General features: G+C 39.7%; 15 protein-coding genes and 2 pseudogenes. 4 read left to right on the top strand and 13 right to left on the bottom strand.

All coding sequences use genetic code 11. The features are described 5' to 3' along the window. Positions 1-34: 34 nt before the first annotated feature. The 3 genes from ACS604_RS15530 to ACS604_RS15520 all read right to left on the bottom strand — a co-directional run bounded on the left by ACS604_RS15530 (position 35) and on the right by ACS604_RS15520 (position 3,007). Entirely contained in the window at positions 35-538 is a 504-nt protein-coding gene (locus ACS604_RS15530; RefSeq protein ID WP_474772185.1) for a DUF2867 domain-containing protein, read from the bottom strand. 487 nt (positions 539-1,025) lie between these two features. Further along, positions 1,026-2,225 carry an MFS transporter gene (locus ACS604_RS15525; RefSeq protein WP_474772184.1) on the bottom strand — a complete coding sequence of 400 codons (1,200 nt, stop codon included), beginning with the start codon at positions 2,223-2,225 and terminating at the stop codon, positions 1,026-1,028. Between the two features lie 197 nt (positions 2,226-2,422). Next, positions 2,423-3,007: a TetR/AcrR family transcriptional regulator gene (locus tag ACS604_RS15520; RefSeq protein WP_474772182.1), complete on the bottom strand. Its 585-nt coding sequence runs from the start codon at positions 3,005-3,007 to the stop codon at positions 2,423-2,425. Between the two features lie 317 nt (positions 3,008-3,324). Between ACS604_RS15520 and ACS604_RS15515 the strand changes: the two genes are divergently transcribed. Further along, positions 3,325-4,026: an SDR family NAD(P)-dependent oxidoreductase gene (locus ACS604_RS15515; RefSeq protein ID WP_474772181.1), complete on the top strand. Its 702-nt coding sequence runs from the start codon at positions 3,325-3,327 to the stop codon at positions 4,024-4,026. A gap of 49 nt (positions 4,027-4,075) precedes the next feature. Here ACS604_RS15515 and ACS604_RS15510 read toward each other — a convergent pair whose 3' ends face one another. From ACS604_RS15510 to ACS604_RS15500, 3 genes are read right to left on the bottom strand one after another with little or no spacing between them, the layout of a single operon-like run. Next, positions 4,076-4,963, bottom strand: a complete 888-nt coding sequence (locus ACS604_RS15510) for a hypothetical protein (protein ID WP_474772179.1) — start codon at positions 4,961-4,963, stop codon at positions 4,076-4,078. A 25-nt stretch (positions 4,964-4,988) separates the two neighbouring features. Then, a complete protein-coding gene (locus ACS604_RS15505; protein WP_474772178.1) occupies positions 4,989-6,083 on the bottom strand; it encodes a DUF2515 family protein in 1,095 nt (364 codons plus the stop codon). Then, positions 6,076-8,889: a type VI secretion system Vgr family protein gene (locus ACS604_RS15500; RefSeq protein ID WP_474772176.1), complete on the bottom strand. Its 2,814-nt coding sequence runs from the start codon at positions 8,887-8,889 to the stop codon at positions 6,076-6,078. Before ACS604_RS15500 ends, ACS604_RS15505 begins: the two co-directional genes overlap by 8 nt. 261 nt (positions 8,890-9,150) lie before the next feature. Between ACS604_RS15500 and ACS604_RS15495 the strand changes: the two genes are divergently transcribed. From ACS604_RS15495 to ACS604_RS15485, 3 genes and pseudogenes are all read left to right on the top strand, one after another. Next, on the top strand, positions 9,151-9,843 hold the full coding sequence (locus ACS604_RS15495; protein WP_474772174.1) for a tetratricopeptide repeat protein: 693 nt from the start codon (positions 9,151-9,153) through the stop codon (positions 9,841-9,843). A 730-nt stretch (positions 9,844-10,573) separates the two neighbouring features. Continuing rightward, a pseudogene (locus tag ACS604_RS15490) lies at positions 10,574-10,660 on the top strand (hypothetical protein); the annotation flags it as partial. 220 nt (positions 10,661-10,880) lie between these two features. Next, entirely contained in the window at positions 10,881-11,222 is a 342-nt protein-coding gene (locus ACS604_RS15485; protein ID WP_312822088.1) for a hypothetical protein, read from the top strand. A gap of 246 nt (positions 11,223-11,468) precedes the next feature. Here the strand turns inward: ACS604_RS15485 and ACS604_RS15480 are convergent. The 7 genes and pseudogenes from ACS604_RS15480 to prpC all read right to left on the bottom strand — a co-directional run bounded on the left by ACS604_RS15480 (position 11,469) and on the right by prpC (position 18,568). Next, positions 11,469-11,970: pseudogene (locus ACS604_RS15480) on the bottom strand (NUDIX hydrolase). 265 nt (positions 11,971-12,235) lie between these two features. Then, complete coding sequence (locus ACS604_RS15475; protein ID WP_151964454.1) at positions 12,236-12,811, bottom strand: DUF4126 domain-containing protein; 576 nt, start codon at positions 12,809-12,811, stop codon at positions 12,236-12,238. A gap of 122 nt (positions 12,812-12,933) precedes the next feature. Beyond that, positions 12,934-13,068, bottom strand: coding sequence for a zinc ribbon-containing protein (locus ACS604_RS15470; protein WP_004640417.1), 135 nt, complete (start codon positions 13,066-13,068; stop codon positions 12,934-12,936). A gap of 331 nt (positions 13,069-13,399) precedes the next feature. Then, the gene (locus ACS604_RS15465; protein WP_474772173.1) at positions 13,400-13,666 is read right to left on the bottom strand and encodes a hypothetical protein; all 267 of its coding nucleotides are present in this window, start codon (positions 13,664-13,666) and stop codon (positions 13,400-13,402) included. 405 nt (positions 13,667-14,071) lie between these two features. Next, a complete protein-coding gene (locus tag ACS604_RS15460; protein WP_347926877.1) occupies positions 14,072-14,587 on the bottom strand; it encodes a hypothetical protein in 516 nt (171 codons plus the stop codon). Between the two features lie 217 nt (positions 14,588-14,804). Beyond that, positions 14,805-17,411 (bottom strand): Fe/S-dependent 2-methylisocitrate dehydratase AcnD, encoded by a 2,607-nt coding sequence (gene acnD, locus ACS604_RS15455; protein ID WP_474772172.1) that lies wholly within the window; start codon positions 17,409-17,411, stop codon positions 14,805-14,807. Further along, complete coding sequence (prpC, locus tag ACS604_RS15450) at positions 17,411-18,568, bottom strand: bifunctional 2-methylcitrate synthase/citrate synthase (protein ID WP_474772171.1); 1,158 nt, start codon at positions 18,566-18,568, stop codon at positions 17,411-17,413. The genes acnD and prpC overlap by 1 nt, the downstream gene beginning before the upstream one ends. Between the last annotated feature and the right edge of the window lie 12 nt (positions 18,569-18,580).

Genomic DNA, 18,580 nt, shown 5'->3' with positions numbered 1-18,580 from the left:
TTTTGCTGACCGCATCGTAAATAAAAATAGTACTCTAACCTAATATCTGTAAAGTCGCTGGCACTATTTTTCGATGGGCAGGAGTTACAGGTACCATGTACAATCGCCCAAGCAGATTTTTAATATGTACCACTGTGGTCACTGTAAACACTTGATTATCTTCATTTTTATAAATAGATAAAGTCACATTTAAATGCTTATCATCATCTCCAATGACTAACTCATTTTCGGTACGTTGTAGCAAAGTAAAAATTCCAATTCTGTCACCTGCAACATATTCATTTTCTTTTTTATTCAAATCAATCTGCTTAAAACTTCCTAAATCTTTAAGCCCAATCTTGGAAGTAATTTTATTACGCACATTCATGCTCCACTCTATGCACTGAGGAGTATGATGGAACAGCTTAATAAGCTGCTCAAATACATTCAGGTCGGGCTGACCCAACACAATATTCCACGAGTCGTGGAAGAAGGCATTGTTCAATTGGGATGAGATTTGGCTATCATGCGGCAAGGCAGAAAGATAAGGCTTATTCATGAATTATTTTCTTGTAAAGTATCGTTTTTATTATAGAGAATTTTTTAGGGTGTCAAGGGAAACCATCTATGGTTTACTTCAACAATTATAACTTTGTAAGTTAGAACCTTTTGCCTATAAACTTTTGATCTATAGCGTCCTAAGCCGAATCGAGACCTTTTGGGTGAGTACACACTAACGTTATACGTTTTGGTGCATGCTACTCTTTTCGATCCCTATCACACCCTTGAGATATAGTTTAGCCAGCACCCTGTGGGATTGTTTTTCTAAGAACAGCTAATTTTAAATATTTTTGGGAATTTTTACGCAATAATTTAAATTAAAAAGAATATATTTCCATTTCATAATAATTAGTTAATTTTAAATTCCACTTTATTTGTGTTTTTCGGTTTATTTTACCAAGTCATTAATTATTTTGAGTGACAGTACATCAAACTATAAAAAGTAAATCACCCTTCACTTTTTAACCATGAAGGGCAAAAATCTTTCATGAAGACATAAAACCATGTTTACGGGCATGGTAAACAGTAGATAACGCGATAAGGGCAAAAACCAGCATAAACCATGGAAAATAGGCTGCCCCAAAAATTTCAAGCAATCCACCACCAACCATTCCACCAAAAGCTATAGCAAGGTTAAATACCGTGACCAACATGGATTGGGCTACATCTGCTTCGTGACCCGCAGTATTTGCCAAGGCTGTTTGTAATAGTGTGGGAGCGCCACCAAAAGTTACTCCCCATAACATAACACCCGCCAGTACAACAAAACTTGAAGAACTATAAACACCTAAGAGCGCTGTTGCGATTGCAAAGATAAATAAACTTAAAAGCGTTATTTTTCTTAATGAACGATCGATAAACATGCCTGTAATGAGAATGCCTACAATTGAAGAAATACCGAATATAAAAAGGATAGTCTCAACTTTGTATGTCTGCCCTGTCGAGGCCAAAAATGGTGAAATATAAGTATAAAGAATGCTATGAGCCAATATCCAAAGGAAGACAACTGCTAAAATAGCTCCGATGCCCGGCATTAAAAGAACTTTTAAAATGGGCAATCTTTTTTGTGCTGACTGTCCTACAAAATCGGGAATACTAAAGCGAATCCAGACAAATAAAATTAATGCCAGTAAAGACATGATCCAAAATACGCCACGCCACTCAAACAACGTGCCCAACCACGCACCCAAAGGAACGCCAATTGATAAGGCAATGGGTTGCCCAACTCCAGCGATTGCTAAAGCTCGTCCTTGATACGATGCTGACACCATGCGTCTTACATAACCTGCTAAAAGCCCCCATATAACGCCCGCTGCCATGCCTGCAATAAAACGAGCTACCAAAGTCAAAATATAATGATTTGATAAGGCAGTAATCACATTGAATAAAAGCAATCCAGCAATCGCACTGAGTAACAATGGTCTTCGATTCCAACTACGAGTAAAGCTAATAATAGGTATTGCAGCCAATACTGAACCTAATGCGTAAACTGTAATAAGCTGACCTGCATAGGCCTCTGAAATGTTTAATCCCTGACTGATTTGTGGCAACAGCCCTGCTGGCATGGTTTCTGTCATGATGGTCAGAAAGCCGGCAACGGTAAAAGCCAACAGTTTCCAAATCGGTAATTGAGAAGAGAATTCATCAGTTAACTGATGAGCTGTTTCATCACACTTAATATTCATAAAGGTTTACTCTCAAATTCTTTTTCAACGTTCTTACCTTGCTCTGCATAGCTATAGCTCGTTTTATAAAGTTAGGATGGGAAGACATTTGTTCTCCGTATAAACTAAAAATCATTATTTTGGAATGATCATTCCAATTAAAATCAAATAAAAACCTTAACTATTCAGCTCAACAATAGTTAAGGTTTAAATGAGTTTTATAAAATGCTTAAAGCAACCTCAATGACGTCCATTAAAGATTGCTTTCTTTGTTCAAGCGGGCTGCCTTTCCCCAAAACACGTAATCCTTGGATAGTATTTACAAAGAAACTCGCCAACGCGCGCGGGTTTTGGGTAGAAGCAATTTCATCAGATTGTTGAGCTTTAATTAATAAATTCTCTAAAGCATGCTGTATTTTTTGCAGATTACTCACAACAAATTCGGCGATCTCTTCATCATGGCCTGCTAGCTCTAAACATGCATTTGCGACCAAGCAACCTTTGTGCTCTGGATCACTCAGCTCATCTTCAACAATATTGAGAAGTAATTGTCGAATGAGTGCTTTTGGAGAATCCAAACCAGACAATAACTTTACATTATTAAGAGTGGTTAAAAGTTCATAGCGACGTAATGCTTGTTGATAAAGTCCCTGTTTACTCTGAAACGTACTATAAAGACTGCTTCTGGATAAGCCAGTGCCATCTACTAAATCTTGAACAGAAGTAGCAGCATATCCACGACGCCAAAAAACATGCATGGCTGCATCAGCAATTTCATCAGTTTCAAATTCTTTTGTACGCATAAATAGATGCTAACAGGAACGATCATTCCAATTAATTTATGACAGACCGATAGAGAAGTCAAATTAAAAAATTATTTCATCAGCAAACATTTCTGTAATTCGAAAATCACTACTCTAGGCTTTTCATGAAGGTGAAATTTTTAATAAAAGCTATATTATCCAGACTATTTAAAACTGACTGACTTAATTAGTGTTTTTCATTTTTTTGTCTTGTTATTTCTGCATTATTTTTAGATTTAATGTTTTCACTTGAATACATTATAAAAACATATTATAAACTATTCCTAACCAAATGATTGGTTTTTTGGAACTTTATAATGAACAACAATATTATAATTTTTGGTTATGGAACAGGTATTTCCAAAGCCGTAGCACATAAGTTTGGTAAAGAAGGCTATAAAATCGGTTTAGTGGCACGTAATGCTGAAAAACTCGGAAAAGCCATTTTAGAACTTAAAACACAAGGTATTGAGGCTTACGCTTTTACATGTGATTTAGCAGTTCTTGAAAATATACCAAATCTTATTAAACGTATTAAAGATCAATGCGGAGAGATTAAAAATATTCATTGGAATGCTTTCCATGATATTGAAGGCAACATATTAGAAACTCCTCCACTAGAGCTTACCAAAAGCTTTCATATTCGCGTTTCAAGCTATATTGCTACGGTACAAGCTTGTCTACGTGATTTAGAAAAGAATAGCGGTAGTATTTTATCGACCAATGGAATTTTCGCATTCGATGCAGTCGGAATAGATTTGGTTGCCAAAGAATATTCACCTTTAGCAATTGCCGCTGCCGCTCAATATAAAACCACTAACTTGCTTGCTCATAGTCTAGCTGACTCAAATGTTTACGTAAGCCAAGTGATTGTGAATGGCTTCGTAGATGGAACAGCAGGCTCACAAGATAAGACCTACACAGTACATCCAGAAACCATTGCGGAGCAGTTCTGGTACTTACACCAGCATAAACAAGAAACTGTCTCTCTTTGTGGAGAAGCAATTCAAGCTGCTTAAATAATTTTCTTATGGCAGAAGAAGCGTAATTAATTACGCTTCTTACAGCTTATTGCACATAAGGCCAAATATCTGGGTCTATATAGCTCCCATCTATATGGTAGCCCTCTTTTTTCATATTATTTTCTTCAGTTTTACGGGCTTTCTTATTATTGGCAACTTCAGTTTCAAATGCTTGCTTTAACTGTTCTGAATTCATCTTGTCTGAACCAGAAATAGCATTTCGGCCTGCATATTTAAAATTCTCAAAGCTATATCTAACTATATATTGCTCCTTTTTATCATCCTGATAGGTCCGTTGAAGGCTAATACCTAACTCTACATCTCCATTATATAAATTAAATATAATCCCCCCCGAGGTTTTTAACAGAACATCCTGCCACTCTTTAAAACTTAAAACATAAGTAGGGTCAATAACCTCTCCCATTGTTTCACTCATATGCTTAAAATTATCTTGCTTATCAATTCGAGCACTAAAAGGTAAGAAATATTGCTTCCATTGTTTATCATTAATTTGACGTACTAATTTGGTATAAGCAGTATAAGCTTCTTGGCTAGTGGTATATTCATTTGGATGTAAACTTGCATCGATATCCATGATTTGAATACCGTCATTGCTTCGTCGAGCTACTTGTGTACCTAGAACACTGATCACATTTTCAATTTCTAAATTACTCTTTTCAGTAATCACACTTACTCGACCAAGTTTTGGTGGAGTCCAATCTAATGATAAGAAATTCATTCCCGCAGGTTGGCGATCAACTGGGGTATTACTATTTTTAGCAAAATCCTGAATGCCTTGTTCACCAAAATGAAGGGCTATTACATCTTGATTTTGGTTCATCGACTTATTTCCTTGGGTAGTATTATTTGCGGGCTTACAAGAAGTTAAAAAGATGCATGTAATAATGCAGATAAATAAAGAATAGTTTTTCATAATAAGTACCCAGCCTTGTCTAGCATCACACCTTCCCTTCATTACTACTTGAATGTATTTTAAAATCGGCTTTACTTTTTCCCCATGTAGAAATGGTTTTCAACTCTTGTTGTAAAAATGGCCGACCTTTTTCATCAAGCATTAAACGGTGATACTTCTTTGCTGCCGATCCAATCCATTTCATACGACTATCATAATTTTCGGCAATCGTACCATCGAGAGGAGCAAGGTAAACATCCTCTTTTAACTCTACTAATTGATCAGCTTTACTACCGTTATAATTACCGAACCAATTCTTTTTTACAGCGTCTACACTATAATCGCTTGATAGAACAAGCGTTGCATCAGGCATACCTATAAACCAACGTTGCATCCAAGCACCAAATTTAACTGATGTATTTTCCCAAACAACGACTTGTAGAATATTATGTTGTTCCTGAACAGCAATAAACATCAAATGATTAAATAAGTGTTTACTTGCTTTTTTATATTTATTTTGCTCAATTCTCTCTTTAGCAAAAATTTGTTCAATTGTAGGTAACAGAGCAAAGGCTTGATTAATCTCTGAAGTAACTTTTAAATTTTTAATACTAGGTAAACACGATGACCATGGCAAATTCATTAATGCAGGCTTAACAAATTTGAATGTACTAGTATCTCGCGTATCTTTACAACTCTTAAAAGACTCTGAAGATGCACTCCAAGCTAAATGCCAAGGAGCAATATCCATAAACAACCACAAATTGCCACGAGCAAAAAGATTTATAGCCTCTTGTACTCCGACATTATAGCCAAGCAGACTCCCCCAATGCTTGAATATAGTTGCAACGGTTTTTGAAGCAAAAGCTCCTAAGCCCATCCAATAATATCGTCCTAAAAGATTGTCATTTCCACCTAGCTCCATTTCTAAAAATATTTTGGCATATACGGAGGCAATTCTTCTTGCTCTTGCCTCATATCCTGGCTCAAGTTTATAGTTATTCGCTTTTTGTAAGTTAGATAATCTCTTGATCGCTTCTTGCTGATATATTTCCCAAAATGTCAAACAATCACAGTGAGCATCCTTACAACTATGTTCACTTATATTTGTTTTACTGTTCCAATCTAAACTGTTAGACATTTTTACTTCCTTGCGCTGGATCTACCCAAACTTCGGCTTCATCTACTGTTTCTAGATCCAACCATAACAAATCGAGCTTAAGCCCCTGTTCTTTAGGGCTATGTATTTCTTTGGTTTGTCCTTTCTTATCTGAATTAGCAAAAATTTCTTTACCTTCAGAAGATATCTTGTAATCAACAAATGAAAGTGGCTCACCTGAAGGCAAGAACATCTTGAACCTCTCATTATAGGTTTCATAAGCAGGTAAGCCTTGGAGGTTCATGCCTACTTCAGCTCCCCCCATAAACAAATGCTGCCCAGCCTTCACCTCAAACTTGCCACCCGTGGTCATAAAAATACCTGAACCAGTAATTTTGACTTGAGAGCCGCCTGCGGTGAGTACAATTTCTTTGGCTGCTGTCGCCTCAATTTTGTCTTCTGCTGAAATAATCTGAACAGCTTTACGGGCAATTAAATCTGCTCCGTCGCCTTGTGCTTGTATCTCGACTTTACCTTTGCCTGCATAGAGTCTTGCCCCTTCTTGCGCTGCAAAAAGGCTAATTTTATTTTGGGCATGTGCAATCAAGTTCTTTTGGGTAGACAGATTAACGCTGTCTCCAGCAGTTTGGTTTATCTGGCCATCTGCGCTTAAGTGAATGTCTTCGTTACTGCTTAGCGCGATGCTATTTGGGCTCGCCAACAACATAATTGCTTCTTTAAACGTTTTGGCTTTTGCGTTGTCTTGCTGCTCAAGTTTTTCAATAAACGACTTTAGGTTTTCTAAATTTTCTAAAGGGTCAGTTTGCTGGTTTTTGGCTACTTCACTGAGTGCCTTGGCATTGTTAAGGCCACCGTCGATTTGTTGTTTGGCCTCATTTGCATCAAGGTGTACACCTTGAGCTTGGTCCTGTTTATGGGTACTAACGAGTAAACCACTACCCGCTCTTACCGCGCCCCATTGGTCTGTTCTGAGTTCGAAACCTTCACCTCGGCCTTCGCTCTCTGCCTTATCTTTTGGATGACTTAAGTTACCCAAGTTGAGCTGGCTTGCTGCATGGCTACTTTGTAGTTGGGCACTGATTTGTCCTGTGGTGTCATCAAAACGGAGTTGGTTAAAGCCTTTACCATCGACTTCTTCGGAGCGGATACCGCTGAGTTTTTTGGTGTCAGGTAGTTGGCCTTTCTGGTCGAACTGCGTTGGGTGGCGTTCGGCTTCATGAATGCGTCCCACCACAAACGGACGGTCAATGTTGCCATCAAAAAAGTCAATCACCACGATCTCGCCGACACGTGGTAAGAAACGTGCGCCATAACCTGCGCCTGCCCACGGGGTGAGTACATCCACCCAAGCCGAGTCAGTGTCATTGTCATTACTGCCTGCCCCGCCGTCATGGCTATGGTCATCAGTTCGGGTAAACAGGAAACGGACTTTAATGCGTCCCCACTGGTCGACATGAATACTTTCACGTTCCAGTCCCACCACTCTAGCACGCTGCGGGTAAGCGGCTGGTCGGTGTTCTAGCGGGCTATACTCTGGGACAGTTTTAATGTTGCGTCGAACCACATTGAGCTCAGCAAAGTGGCGCTGCTCAGGATTCTGGCTATCGAGTTGAGCTGCTTTGAGCTTGTCTTTTGGCAACAGACGCTCAAGTTGCTGTTGTAATTCTTTTGGTAAATTATTCTGGTTATAGTAGTGTTTGCTTAAGATTAAAAATTCTTTGTCAGCGCTGTCATGTTGATCGAGTTCTGGATGGTCATTCAGCTCAAACCAGTAACCGACTTGTGCATCACGGACATTACCTGAAACCGTAAACTGTTTAGAACTCAAGTGATGGTAAGCATTGATGTGCTGGTTCAGCTGTTCAATCTGACTATTACCAGAAGCTGTTGCTTGATCTTCACCCTTTAAGTCTTGCATCCAAGCGGGGCTAACATGCCATGCATCTTCAAGGTTTAGACTGGCATTGTCATAGTGTTCGCTGTGTTTCTGCGTGCCTTGTACGCTACCGCTGCCTTCTTCTTGTTGTAGGGCATCAGCTTGCCAGCGTTGCACATGAACAGAAGTTGGTTGTAAGCGGCGCTCTGCCTTGACTTGGGTAATGGTATCGAACTGTTCTGTGGCGCTGCTGCGTTGGTAACGTAGGCTACGGCGCTCAAGGGCTTGATAATTTTGGTTATCATCAATTAAGCGGAGTACTTGTGGCTGAATAGAAGCATTCGGGTCAGCGACAAAAAGCTGAGATTCATCGACTAACCAGTTAATGCCTTCGCTACGCCATAAACGCGTTAAAAAGTCATAATCGCTTTCGTTTGACTGCATCACAAATGGACGCACATCGTAGTCTTTCGTTAACCCTGCCGTGTCGAGCGTTAAACTTGAGGCAAATAACGGGCTTTTCCCCTGCCATTCTTTAAACAGAATTTCGCTAATATCGCGTACGCTTTTATTCATAAACACGCGGCTATTACGGCGTTTATGCCAGAGTGCAGTTGGATCTTTTAAGGTTAAGTTATAAATGGTGAGTGAGCCGTCGCTTTGCCCTTGGCTCGCTTCGGTAATAATGCCCGTAGTTCTAAAAAACTGACCTGTGTCCGTGACCTGATCGACAGCCACCTGACAACCAATAAATTGTTTTAATGCAATATGCGCGTTTGTCGAGAGACACAGTAACTCAGCAACGCTGCCTTGGTTGAGCGTATGCTCGCCTTCAATGCGTTGTAAGAAGACTTGCTGATTTAAAGACTGATTTGAGAATTGGATATGAACGGCACGATTTTGTGAAACAAGGCCTAAACGCTCCAATATACTCGACACACTCATCTGCATTTTTATTATCAATCAAACTTATATTTAGGCCGCATTTTAATTAAAAAAAGACTAATCTGTCTATCTATACTCATTTTCAAAATGTAACTAGTCTAAATATGCTGTTTTACGTTAATTTGTTATTAAATGGATATTTAAAAAGTAAAATCGGATCATTTTAAAGTCCTATAATCCACTGAGATATAGTTAGATTTTTTCCTATATAATCAAATATATATCAAGAAAAATAAATCTCCAAATTAATAAAATTCAGGATGAGATATGAAAATAAAAAAGTCTGCTTTTTATATATTTACTGTGATTTTCTCACTTCATTCTTTAGCATTTGCGGAACCGAGTGTCGCCGATATTCAATATCGTGCAGAGCAAGGACAAGCTGTTGCTCAATATCATTTGGGAATGATGCTTTTAAGTGGCGAACAAGGCGTTGTTAAAAACTATGAGCAAGCGTTTAAATGGCTAACTGCGGCTGACCAAAATGGAAGTATGGGGGCAAAATATAGTTTAGGAATGATGTATTACACAGGTACGGGCGTCGAAAAAGATGCCAAACGCGCTTTTGACTATTTTACTAAGGCTGCGGCCAAGGGTCATGCTAAAGCACAATATAACTTAGGGGTGTTATACGACAGAGGTGAAGGAACTGCGCAAGATTATGGAAAGGCATTTGAGTGGTTCAGTCGTGCTGCCGAGCAAGGCTATCCACCCGCAGAATATAATTTAGCTCAGCTATATAAAAAAGGTCACGGCGTCACCCAAAGTGATGAGCAAGCGCTGAAGTGGTACACCAAAGCGGCTGAGCACAATGAGAGCGATGCCCAGTACAACTTGGCCCAAATGTATTTAAATGGTGAAGGCACGCCAAAAAACCTACCATTGGCAAAGAAATGGTTCCAACAAGCTGCCAATACAGGAGATTTAGATGCGAAAGAAATGCTTAAAACTTTAGAATAAAGGTAGTTACTCATAATATTTTTATTTATAAGATGATGAATTACTACTAATAATAAAACCGCATGCACAATTATTTTATTATTTATTTTTTCTAATTAAATATAAAAATTAATTCTATTATTTTAAAGCTACATTTAGTTTTATTATTAAATCAAAAATATTTTAAATATTAAATTGACGTAATTAAAATCACCGATTATTATCTCGTTGCTGGCCACATTGCCAGACGGTTTTGACAGACCGTAAGCTCATAGCGGATTATAGTTCTACTATAGTTCGTTAGACCCTTGCGTCCCCTTTCTTTGCGGTAGGACGGGAGGGGGACGCCCTGTGCGTGCTGGTTCTATGAGCTCCAGTCTGTCAACCCCCTTTCGTTCTACCACCATAATCAATTGACGGTGATTCTTGGTGGTAGGACTCCATTTTCAAGGAGTTGACCATGACATTTTTTAAACTCATTCCCTCGCTTATTTAACTATTTTATTTATTTAAAATTTAGGTTTTCTATTGCCTGATTTTTTAAAATCATAAATTATTTTTATTTTAAAAATTTAATTATTTTTATTTTCCTGTATTTATGGGAGGGTTAATTATTATCTAAAAATTTATTTAAACCTTAAAACTAATTATATTTTATTCTACTCATAGATATAAATCATTATGAGAATAATATGACAATTTATAAACCTATTATGGCTTTAAGTTTCGTTCTAGGTAGCTATGGTTTTTCAGTTTGCAAAGTCCTGTTCTCCCACAGGACTTTGCTCCTACTTTTTTCAGCGTCATGCAGCGGTGTGACAAAAGTAGTCTGGGTTAAGCGTTTGGCTTAGCTCGTTATCTCTGTGCCGCAATAGTTTATTACTTTAAATCAGCGCAAAAGATTAAAGCCTGTTGTGGCACAGAGGCCTAAAGAAGAATATTTTTAAGAAATTTGAACTCTTATAGTTTAGATATTTCTATACTCAACTCATTTTTAACGATAAGATCATGTTTAATAAGTAGTATTTTTTAACATTAATATCATAGAGCTAATAAAAATGAGTTTTTATACAGAACTACAAGTTCGTTATACAGATTTTGATACGATTGATTTATCTACTGAAAAGCAAAAAATTCTAGAAATATTAACTGAGGATTCAATCCACGAAGATGTTTATGGTGCTTTAGTAGATGCCTTTTCTGATGGTCAGGCATCCCTTAATGTCGATCCCGTTTATTGCTTACAACTCATAGAAAAAATTACCCCTCTATTTCCAAATGCAAATTTTGAATGTCGAGGGTTAGGAGAAGAATATTTCTATACGTGGATTCTTTGTGTTGAAAATGGGCAGATCATTTTTAGCAGCAAGCCTTGGGAAACTGAAAATCCTTTTATATAAAGATAACCATACTTTTGTTTTGTACGTTTTAGCCTACAAACTTTTAGGGATTTTGCGGATTGGCTGCACCCCGCTTTTTTCCTATCATGAGTTCATACAGGAACAGGATGTTCCGGAACACAAAACAACAATAATAGGTTCATGCATCAGGACGTGAGATACGACAGGAGTCATATCTAGCAACCAAATACGAAAAAGCTCGACAGGATGTCGGGCTTTTTTTATATCTGCATATTGAGACAAAATTTATAGTTCGAAAATTTCAGGCAGACTATCTGCAAGAATATTAGGGATATTGTTTGGATAAACAATCTCATCTGTTTGGCTTAACTCACCAAATGTCCACCAACGGCTTTTACTAATCACAAGCTTTTCATGTTCTGACCAGTTTGACGTATTCACTTCTGCATTTTTAATAAAAACAATAAAGAGTCTTTCTTCAGAAATCACAACTTCCGCGCTCGGCAACATCATTTCAAAATTGCGTGTTGCAACATGAGTACCTACATTTTGTCGTACTACACCTAACTCTTCATAAAGCTCTCGGCAAGCTGCTTGCTCGAAGGTTTCCCCATCTTCAAGCCCGCCACCTACAGTTGCCCAATGTGATTGTCCAGCCAAAGCATCATTTGTATGAGGAAACTGAAATAACAAAATTTGATGATTTTCATTAAGAACTAATAGTCTTGAAGATTTTCTAATACGCATTTGATTTTTTTCTTAAAGTAACAAGGTGGCTATTATTCATATTCACTTTGAAAAGTTAAATTATTTCTGAATGTACGCTTTAACCTACAAACTTTTAGGGATTTTGCGGATTGGCGACTTCCCGCTTTTTTCCTATGATGAGTTCATACAGGAACAGGATGTTCCAGAACATAAAACTACAATAATAGGTTCATGCATCAGGACGTGAGATACGACAGGAGTCATATCTAGTACCCAAATACGAAAAAGCCCAACAGGATGTTGGGCTTTTTTTATTGCTATTTAAAAATGATGGTGAAGCTAAGCTATAGCGGACTATGTGCCTGTTCTTGCTTCTTCTTCTGTATCCAACGTATTGCCAAAATAACAGCAATAACCACCACAATCGCAACCAGCGCAGGAACTAACAAAGCTGAAACCGAAAGTAAGATTGCTCCAATCCACTCCCCTGTAGCAACAACAAAATTCCCTAAGCCACCTGTGGTTGCAGTTGAAACACCGCGCGCAGCGACTGTACTCATTTGCACCATACCTGCCGTACCACCGCCCACAATAATCGCTGCTGCCCAACCTGCGAACTGTGACATTTCACCACTACTCACAGCCATGGTGGTTAACGTACCAGCAATCATGGCCGCAGGAGTCGCGACTGTGTCTAAAGCATTATCGACCCATGGAATATAATAAGCTGCAACTTCACAGACGGTTGCCACGGCTAAAGCCAAGCAAACCGATGGCATAGCCAACCACTCAAAACCTTTTGATGGCTCAAACCATCCCATCATTGTTGCAATGCTCATCACCAACAATGGCACAAACACGCGAAAACCGCAGGCAGCGCTCAGCCCCACGCCAATACATAAACCTAATATAGTTTCCATAACAGTTTCCTTTTTATGCCCATCACGGGTCTTGTTATGTAAGTCTTATTTTTAAATTAACAAAAAGCCCCATCGGGTGACAGGGCTTTTTGTTAAATGCGAACGCAAATATTATTTTATTCTTAACGTTTAAACTCAGTGCAATAGCATTTAGTGCATGGTGGTAAACGATCTGTATTAATTTCTAAAAACACTCTCTGGCCACATTGAGCGCAGAAATAGAAGCCTGTTCCGGGTTTTTCGCCAGCTGTTACCATGATTGCATTCCTATAATCGTATAGATATTAAACAGGAATATAACCCAGTTAGAATGATTGTCAATTGTCCATTTCGCCCGATGATGATGGCATAAATGCAAAAAATGTTATTTGTACGATTTATCTTACAAACTTTTAGGGATTTTGCGGATTGGCGACTTCCCGCTTTTTTCCTATGATGAGTTCATACAGGAACAGGATGTTCCAGAACACAAAACAACAATAATAGGTTCATACACCAGGAGCGTGAGATACGACAGGAGTCATATCTAGCAACCAAATACGAAAAAGCCCGACAGGATGTCGGGCTTTTTTTATACAACAAACTACTTTAAAGAAAAAATATTCGAATCAAATATACCGAAATAATCATGAGAATAACGGCTGTTAAACCAGTCAGCAAATTGAGTAGTATTTTAGCGACATTTGATAAATTTGATTTATAAATCTTAATATTTATACTATAAGCACTTGCACCAAGAACTCCGCCAATAGCACCACCAACCAACATAAGTAGGAGTGGCCAAGCACTTAATATATGCGCTTTAACTGGTACCTTCTTCTCAGATTGATTATCTAATTTATTTATTGTTTCCAATTTTCCATCCTTTTTATATGGACATTTTTAATAAAAACCTATTTTAAATACAACTCTTTAGCAGACCATCAATTTTCTTTACATAACGCACGTAACCCCACCGTCAAAATAGTTTATTTTATAATAAATTTCAATTAGATATAGACTAAATATCAAACCACTTAGTCTTCTAAAAAATCTTCCTCAATCTCACTTTGTACGCTTTAACCTACAAGCTTTTAGGGATTTTGCGGATTGGCGACTTCCTGCTTTTTTCCTATCATGAGTTCATACAGGAACAGGATGTTCCGGAACACAAAACAACAATAATAGGTTCATGCACTAGGAGCGTGAGATACGACAGGAGTCATATCTAGCAACCAAATACGAAAAAGCCCGACAGGATGTCGGGCTTTTTTTATATTCTTATTTTTCTGCTAAGTAGCTTCTTACACGTGCATCATTGAGTAAAGTCATTACCCCTTCTGCAATACATCCATTTAAATCTTGTACTAACACACCACTCGTATGAGGAACCGTAAATGGAATAGTTTGTCCATTTCCTAAAGTCACTTCGAATTTAATTTTACTGCGCCAGAAAAGCAGGTTCGTGTAGGTACTACGTAATGAATTTACTTTAATCGCAATCGATTTCGATCCATTACCATCAACAGGTTGACCATTTTTCAATAGTTCCTTTTGAGTCTGTTGTACCATCGTTTCTGTAATTGCCTTGATGCTAGAGTCCAGTTTTGTGCCCATATAAGAATATACAATCACTCGTTCATCTGAAGTTTGGGCATTGGTCACATCTGCCTTACCAATGACTTTCACAGGTTGAATTAAACCTGCACGTAAAGGGTACTCTGTACTTACATAAGGCATCGTTCCACAAGCAGTTAATATAAGAGAGCAAATTGAAATAATTAATAAGTTACGCATTGATATTTTCCAAGAAATCTATTGTGATTTATATTTAAGTGTAAGAGCCGCGTATCTTAATGTAAGTTAAAGAGAATTTGATGACAAAAACAAAATAATTTTAAAAAACATAATATATCCATTCGTTTCTTATAATTTATTAGCGATGCGTAAATAAATAAAAACCCCACTCTAAAGCGGGGTTTTTAAAACCGTATCAATTATTTTTAACTCAATATTAAGCCACTTGGCCTTCTAAAAAGTCTTGCGCAAAACGCTGTAATACACCGCCCGCTTCATATACAGAAACTTCTTCTTCTGTATCTAAACGACAAGTCACAGGCACTTCAAGAATCTCTTCTTTACCATCCGCTGTAGCACGTTCAATCACTAAAGTTAAAGTCGAACGCGGCGCGATATTACCAATCACGCTATAAAGCTCTGTACCATCTAGTTTTAAAGTCTTGCGGTTTACACCCGGTTTAAACTCAAGCGGTAACACGCCCATACCCACCAAGTTGGTACGATGAATACGTTCAAAACCTTCTGCCACAATCGCTTCAACACCTGCAAGGCGTACACCTTTCGCAGCCCAGTCACGGCTTGAACCCTGACCGTAGTCAGCACCCGCGATAATGATTAACGGCTGTTTACGGTTCATGTAGGTTTCAATCGCTTCCCACATACGCATGACTTCGCCTTCTGGCTCTACACGCGCTTTTGAACCTTGCTTGATCGTACCGTCTGAGCGTACCACCATTTCGTTATAGAGTTTCGGGTTAGCAAATGTTGCACGTTGTGCCGTCAAATGGTCACCACGGTGCGTTGCGTATGAGTTGAAGTCTTCTTCTGGTACGCCCATTTTGTGAAGATATTCACCCGCAGCCGAGTCCATCAAAATCGCATTTGAAGGCGACAAGTGGTCAGTGGTGATATTGTCACCCAAAATTGCAAGAGGACGCATGTTCGCTAAAGTACGTGGTGCAGCCAACGCCCCTTCCCAATATGGTGGACGACGGATGTAAGTACTTTGTGGACGCCAGTCATAAAGCGGACTTTCGGCCTCTACGGTTACGCCTAAGTCAAACATTGGAATGTAGACTTTACGGAACTGTTCAGGCTTCACAGCTTCTTTAACTAACGCATCAATTTCAGCGTCAGATGGCCAAATGTCTTTCAGGTAAATCGGGTTACCTTCTTTGTCATGACCTAACGCATCTTTTTCGATGTCAAAACGGATCGTACCTGCAATTGCATACGCCACAACAAGCGGTGGAGATGCCAAGAACGCTTGTTTTGCATATGGATGGATACGACCATCGAAGTTACGGTTACCAGAGAGTACAGCTGTTGCGTACAAGTCACGGTCAATAATTTCTTGTTGAATGACTGGATCTAACGCGCCTGACATACCATTACAGGTCGTACAAGCGTAAGCCACAATACCAAAACCAAGTTGTTCTAAGTCTTTTAGAACACCCGCTTCTTCAAGGTAAAGTGCAGCCGCTTTTGAACCCGGTGCAAATGATGATTTCACCCAAGGTTTACGAACCAAACCTAACTCATTTGCCTTACGTGCCAACAAACCTGCCGCCACAGTGTTACGTGGATTAGAAGTGTTAGTACACGAAGTAATTGCAGCAATAATGATTGCGCCATCTGGCATTAAGCCGTCAGAACGGTTTTCAACAACACCCGCAATGCCTTTTTCTTTTAAGTCCGCAGTTGAAACACGTGCATGTGGGTTTGATGGGCCAGCAATATTACGGGTTACTTTTGATAGGTCAAAACGAAGTACGCGTGGGTACTCTGCTTTGGTCATGTCAGAAGCCCAAAGACCGATTTCTTTTGCGTACTGTTCAACCAACGCCACTTGAGCATCTTCACGGCCTGTTAGGCGTAAGTAGTCGATTGTGTTTTGGTCGATGTAGAACATCGCAGCCGTAGCGCCATATTCTGGTGTCATGTTCGAAATGGTTGCACGGTCGCCTACAGACATGCTGTCAGCACCTTCACCAAAGAACTCAAGATAAGCACCAACCACGCGCTCTTTACGCAAGAACTCAGTTAGAGCTAGTACGATATCTGTTGCAGTAATACCTGCCTGACGCTGACCTACAAACTCAACGCCAATAATGTCTGGCAGACGCATCCAAGATGCACGGCCTAACATTACGTTTTCAGCTTCTAAACCACCCACACCCACAGAGATTACGCCCAAAGCGTCTGTATGTGGTGTATGTGAGTCTGTACCGACACATGTGTCTGGGAATGCTACGCCATCACGCGCCTGAATCACCGGAGACATTTTCTCTAGGTTAATCTGGTGCATAATGCCGTTCCCAGCAGGGATCACATCGACATTTTTAAATGCTGTTTTGGTCCACTCAATAAAGTGGAAACGGTCTTCGTTACGGCGGTCTTCAACAGCACGGTTTTTTGCAAAAGCGTCTGGGTCAGCACCACCGTATTCCACTGCTAAAGAGTGGTCGACAATCAGCTGTGTTGGTACAACTGGGTTGACTTTAGATGGGTCGCCGCCTTTGTCAGCAATCGCATCACGCAAACCAGCAAGGTCAACCAATGCAGTTTGACCCAAAATGTCATGACACACCACGCGCGCAGGGTACCAAGGAAAGTCCAAGTCCTGACGGCTTTCAATCAACTGCGTTAAATAAGCAGTTAAGTTCTCGGCATCGGCACGGCGTACCAATTGCTCTGCGAGTACTTTTGAGGTGTAAGGCAGTTTTTCGTATGCGCCTGGCTGAATATCTTCAACGGCTTGACGCACGTCGTAATATTCAAGCTGGGTACCTGCCAGCGGTTTACGGTATTTTGTATTCATTAACCACGCTCCGCCAATGGTTTAAATTCGAGGTTTTCAGGGCCTGTGTAGTTCGCGCTTGGACGAATGATTTTGCCGTCTTGACGTTGTTCAATCACGTGTGCTGACCAGCCTGCTGTACGTGCAATCACGAACAATGGTGTGAACATTGCAGTTGGAACACCCATTAAGTGGTAGCTCACCGCACTGAACCAGTCGAGGTTCGGGAACATGTTTTTCACTTCTTTCATCACTGCTTCTAAACGCTCAGCGATAAGGTACATTTTGGTGTTCTCTTGTGCTTGTGCCAAGTCGTGCGCCACTTTCTTGATCACTTCGTTACGTGGGTCAGAAACTGTATAGACAGGGTGACCAAAACCGATCACGACTTCTTTATTTTCAACACGGCTACGGATGTCTGCTTCAGCTTCGTCTGCGTTGTCGTAACGTTGTTGAATCACGAATGCAACTTCGTTTGCACCACCGTGTTTAGGTCCACGAAGTGCACCAATACCGCCTGTAATTGCCGAGTACATGTCTGAACCTGTACCTGCAACTACACGTGAAGTAAATGTAGATGCGTTGAACTCATGCTCAGCGTACAAAATCAGAGAGGTATGCATTGCTTGAATCCATTCTTCAGATGGCTTTTCGCCATGAAGTAAATGTAAGAAATGCGCTGCAATTGAGTCGTCATCTGTTTCAACTTCAATGCGACGGCCGTTGTTGCTGAAGTGGTACCAATAAAGCAACATTGAACCTAGGCTTGCCATTAATTTATCAGCAATATCTTTTGCGCCCGCTTCGTTGTGGTCCTCATGTTCTGGAGTTAAGCAACCAAGAACTGAAACACCTGTACGCATCACATCCATTGGGTGTGCAGACGGTGGTAATTGCTCAAGTGCTGTTTTAAGTGCTGCTGGTAAGCCACGAAGTGCTTTTAATTTTGCTTTATATGCTTTGAGTTCAGCTTTGTTCGGTAGTTTGCCATGTACGAGCAAGTGAGCAACTTCTTCAAACTGGCTACCTGCTGCAAGGTCAAGAATGTCATAGCCACGATAGTGCAAGTCGTTACCGCTACGTCCTACGGTACATAGTGCTGTGTTGCCTGCAACTTGTCCGCTAAGTGCAACTGATTTTTTTGGTTTGAAGCCTGTTGTTGTTTCATTTGAGCTCATAGAATCATCCTT

The organism is Acinetobacter sp. Li1LvA2 (genome assembly GCF_056156705.1).
The sequence above is the reverse complement of the archived record's forward strand: the minus strand, read 5'-3'. Positions and strand labels throughout refer to the sequence as shown.

Excerpts from the sequence above, each read along its gene's own strand:
- ACS604_RS15470 (WP_004640417.1), bottom strand. The coding sequence starts at position 13,068 with ATGGTAACAGCTGGCGAAAAACCCGGAACAGGCTTCTATTTCTGCGCT.
- prpC (WP_474772171.1), bottom strand. The coding sequence starts at position 18,568 with ATGAGCTCAAATGAAACAACAACAGGCTTCAAACCAAAAAAATCAGTT.
- ACS604_RS15520 (WP_474772182.1), bottom strand. The coding sequence starts at position 3,007 with ATGCGTACAAAAGAATTTGAAACTGATGAAATTGCTGATGCAGCCATG.
- acnD (WP_474772172.1), bottom strand. The coding sequence starts at position 17,411 with ATGAATACAAAATACCGTAAACCGCTGGCAGGTACCCAGCTTGAATAT.
- ACS604_RS15495 (WP_474772174.1), top strand. The coding sequence starts at position 9,151 with ATGAAAATAAAAAAGTCTGCTTTTTATATATTTACTGTGATTTTCTCA.
- ACS604_RS15475 (WP_151964454.1), bottom strand. The coding sequence starts at position 12,811 with ATGGAAACTATATTAGGTTTATGTATTGGCGTGGGGCTGAGCGCTGCC.
- ACS604_RS15530 (WP_474772185.1), bottom strand. The coding sequence starts at position 538 with ATGAATAAGCCTTATCTTTCTGCCTTGCCGCATGATAGCCAAATCTCA.
- ACS604_RS15505 (WP_474772178.1), bottom strand. The coding sequence starts at position 6,083 with ATGTCTAACAGTTTAGATTGGAACAGTAAAACAAATATAAGTGAACAT.
- ACS604_RS15500 (WP_474772176.1), bottom strand. The coding sequence starts at position 8,889 with ATGCAGATGAGTGTGTCGAGTATATTGGAGCGTTTAGGCCTTGTTTCA.
- ACS604_RS15485 (WP_312822088.1), top strand. The coding sequence starts at position 10,881 with ATGAGTTTTTATACAGAACTACAAGTTCGTTATACAGATTTTGATACG.
- ACS604_RS15525 (WP_474772184.1), bottom strand. The coding sequence starts at position 2,225 with ATGAATATTAAGTGTGATGAAACAGCTCATCAGTTAACTGATGAATTC.
- ACS604_RS15510 (WP_474772179.1), bottom strand. The coding sequence starts at position 4,963 with ATGAAAAACTATTCTTTATTTATCTGCATTATTACATGCATCTTTTTA.
- ACS604_RS15460 (WP_347926877.1), bottom strand. The coding sequence starts at position 14,587 with ATGCGTAACTTATTAATTATTTCAATTTGCTCTCTTATATTAACTGCT.
- ACS604_RS15515 (WP_474772181.1), top strand. The coding sequence starts at position 3,325 with ATGAACAACAATATTATAATTTTTGGTTATGGAACAGGTATTTCCAAA.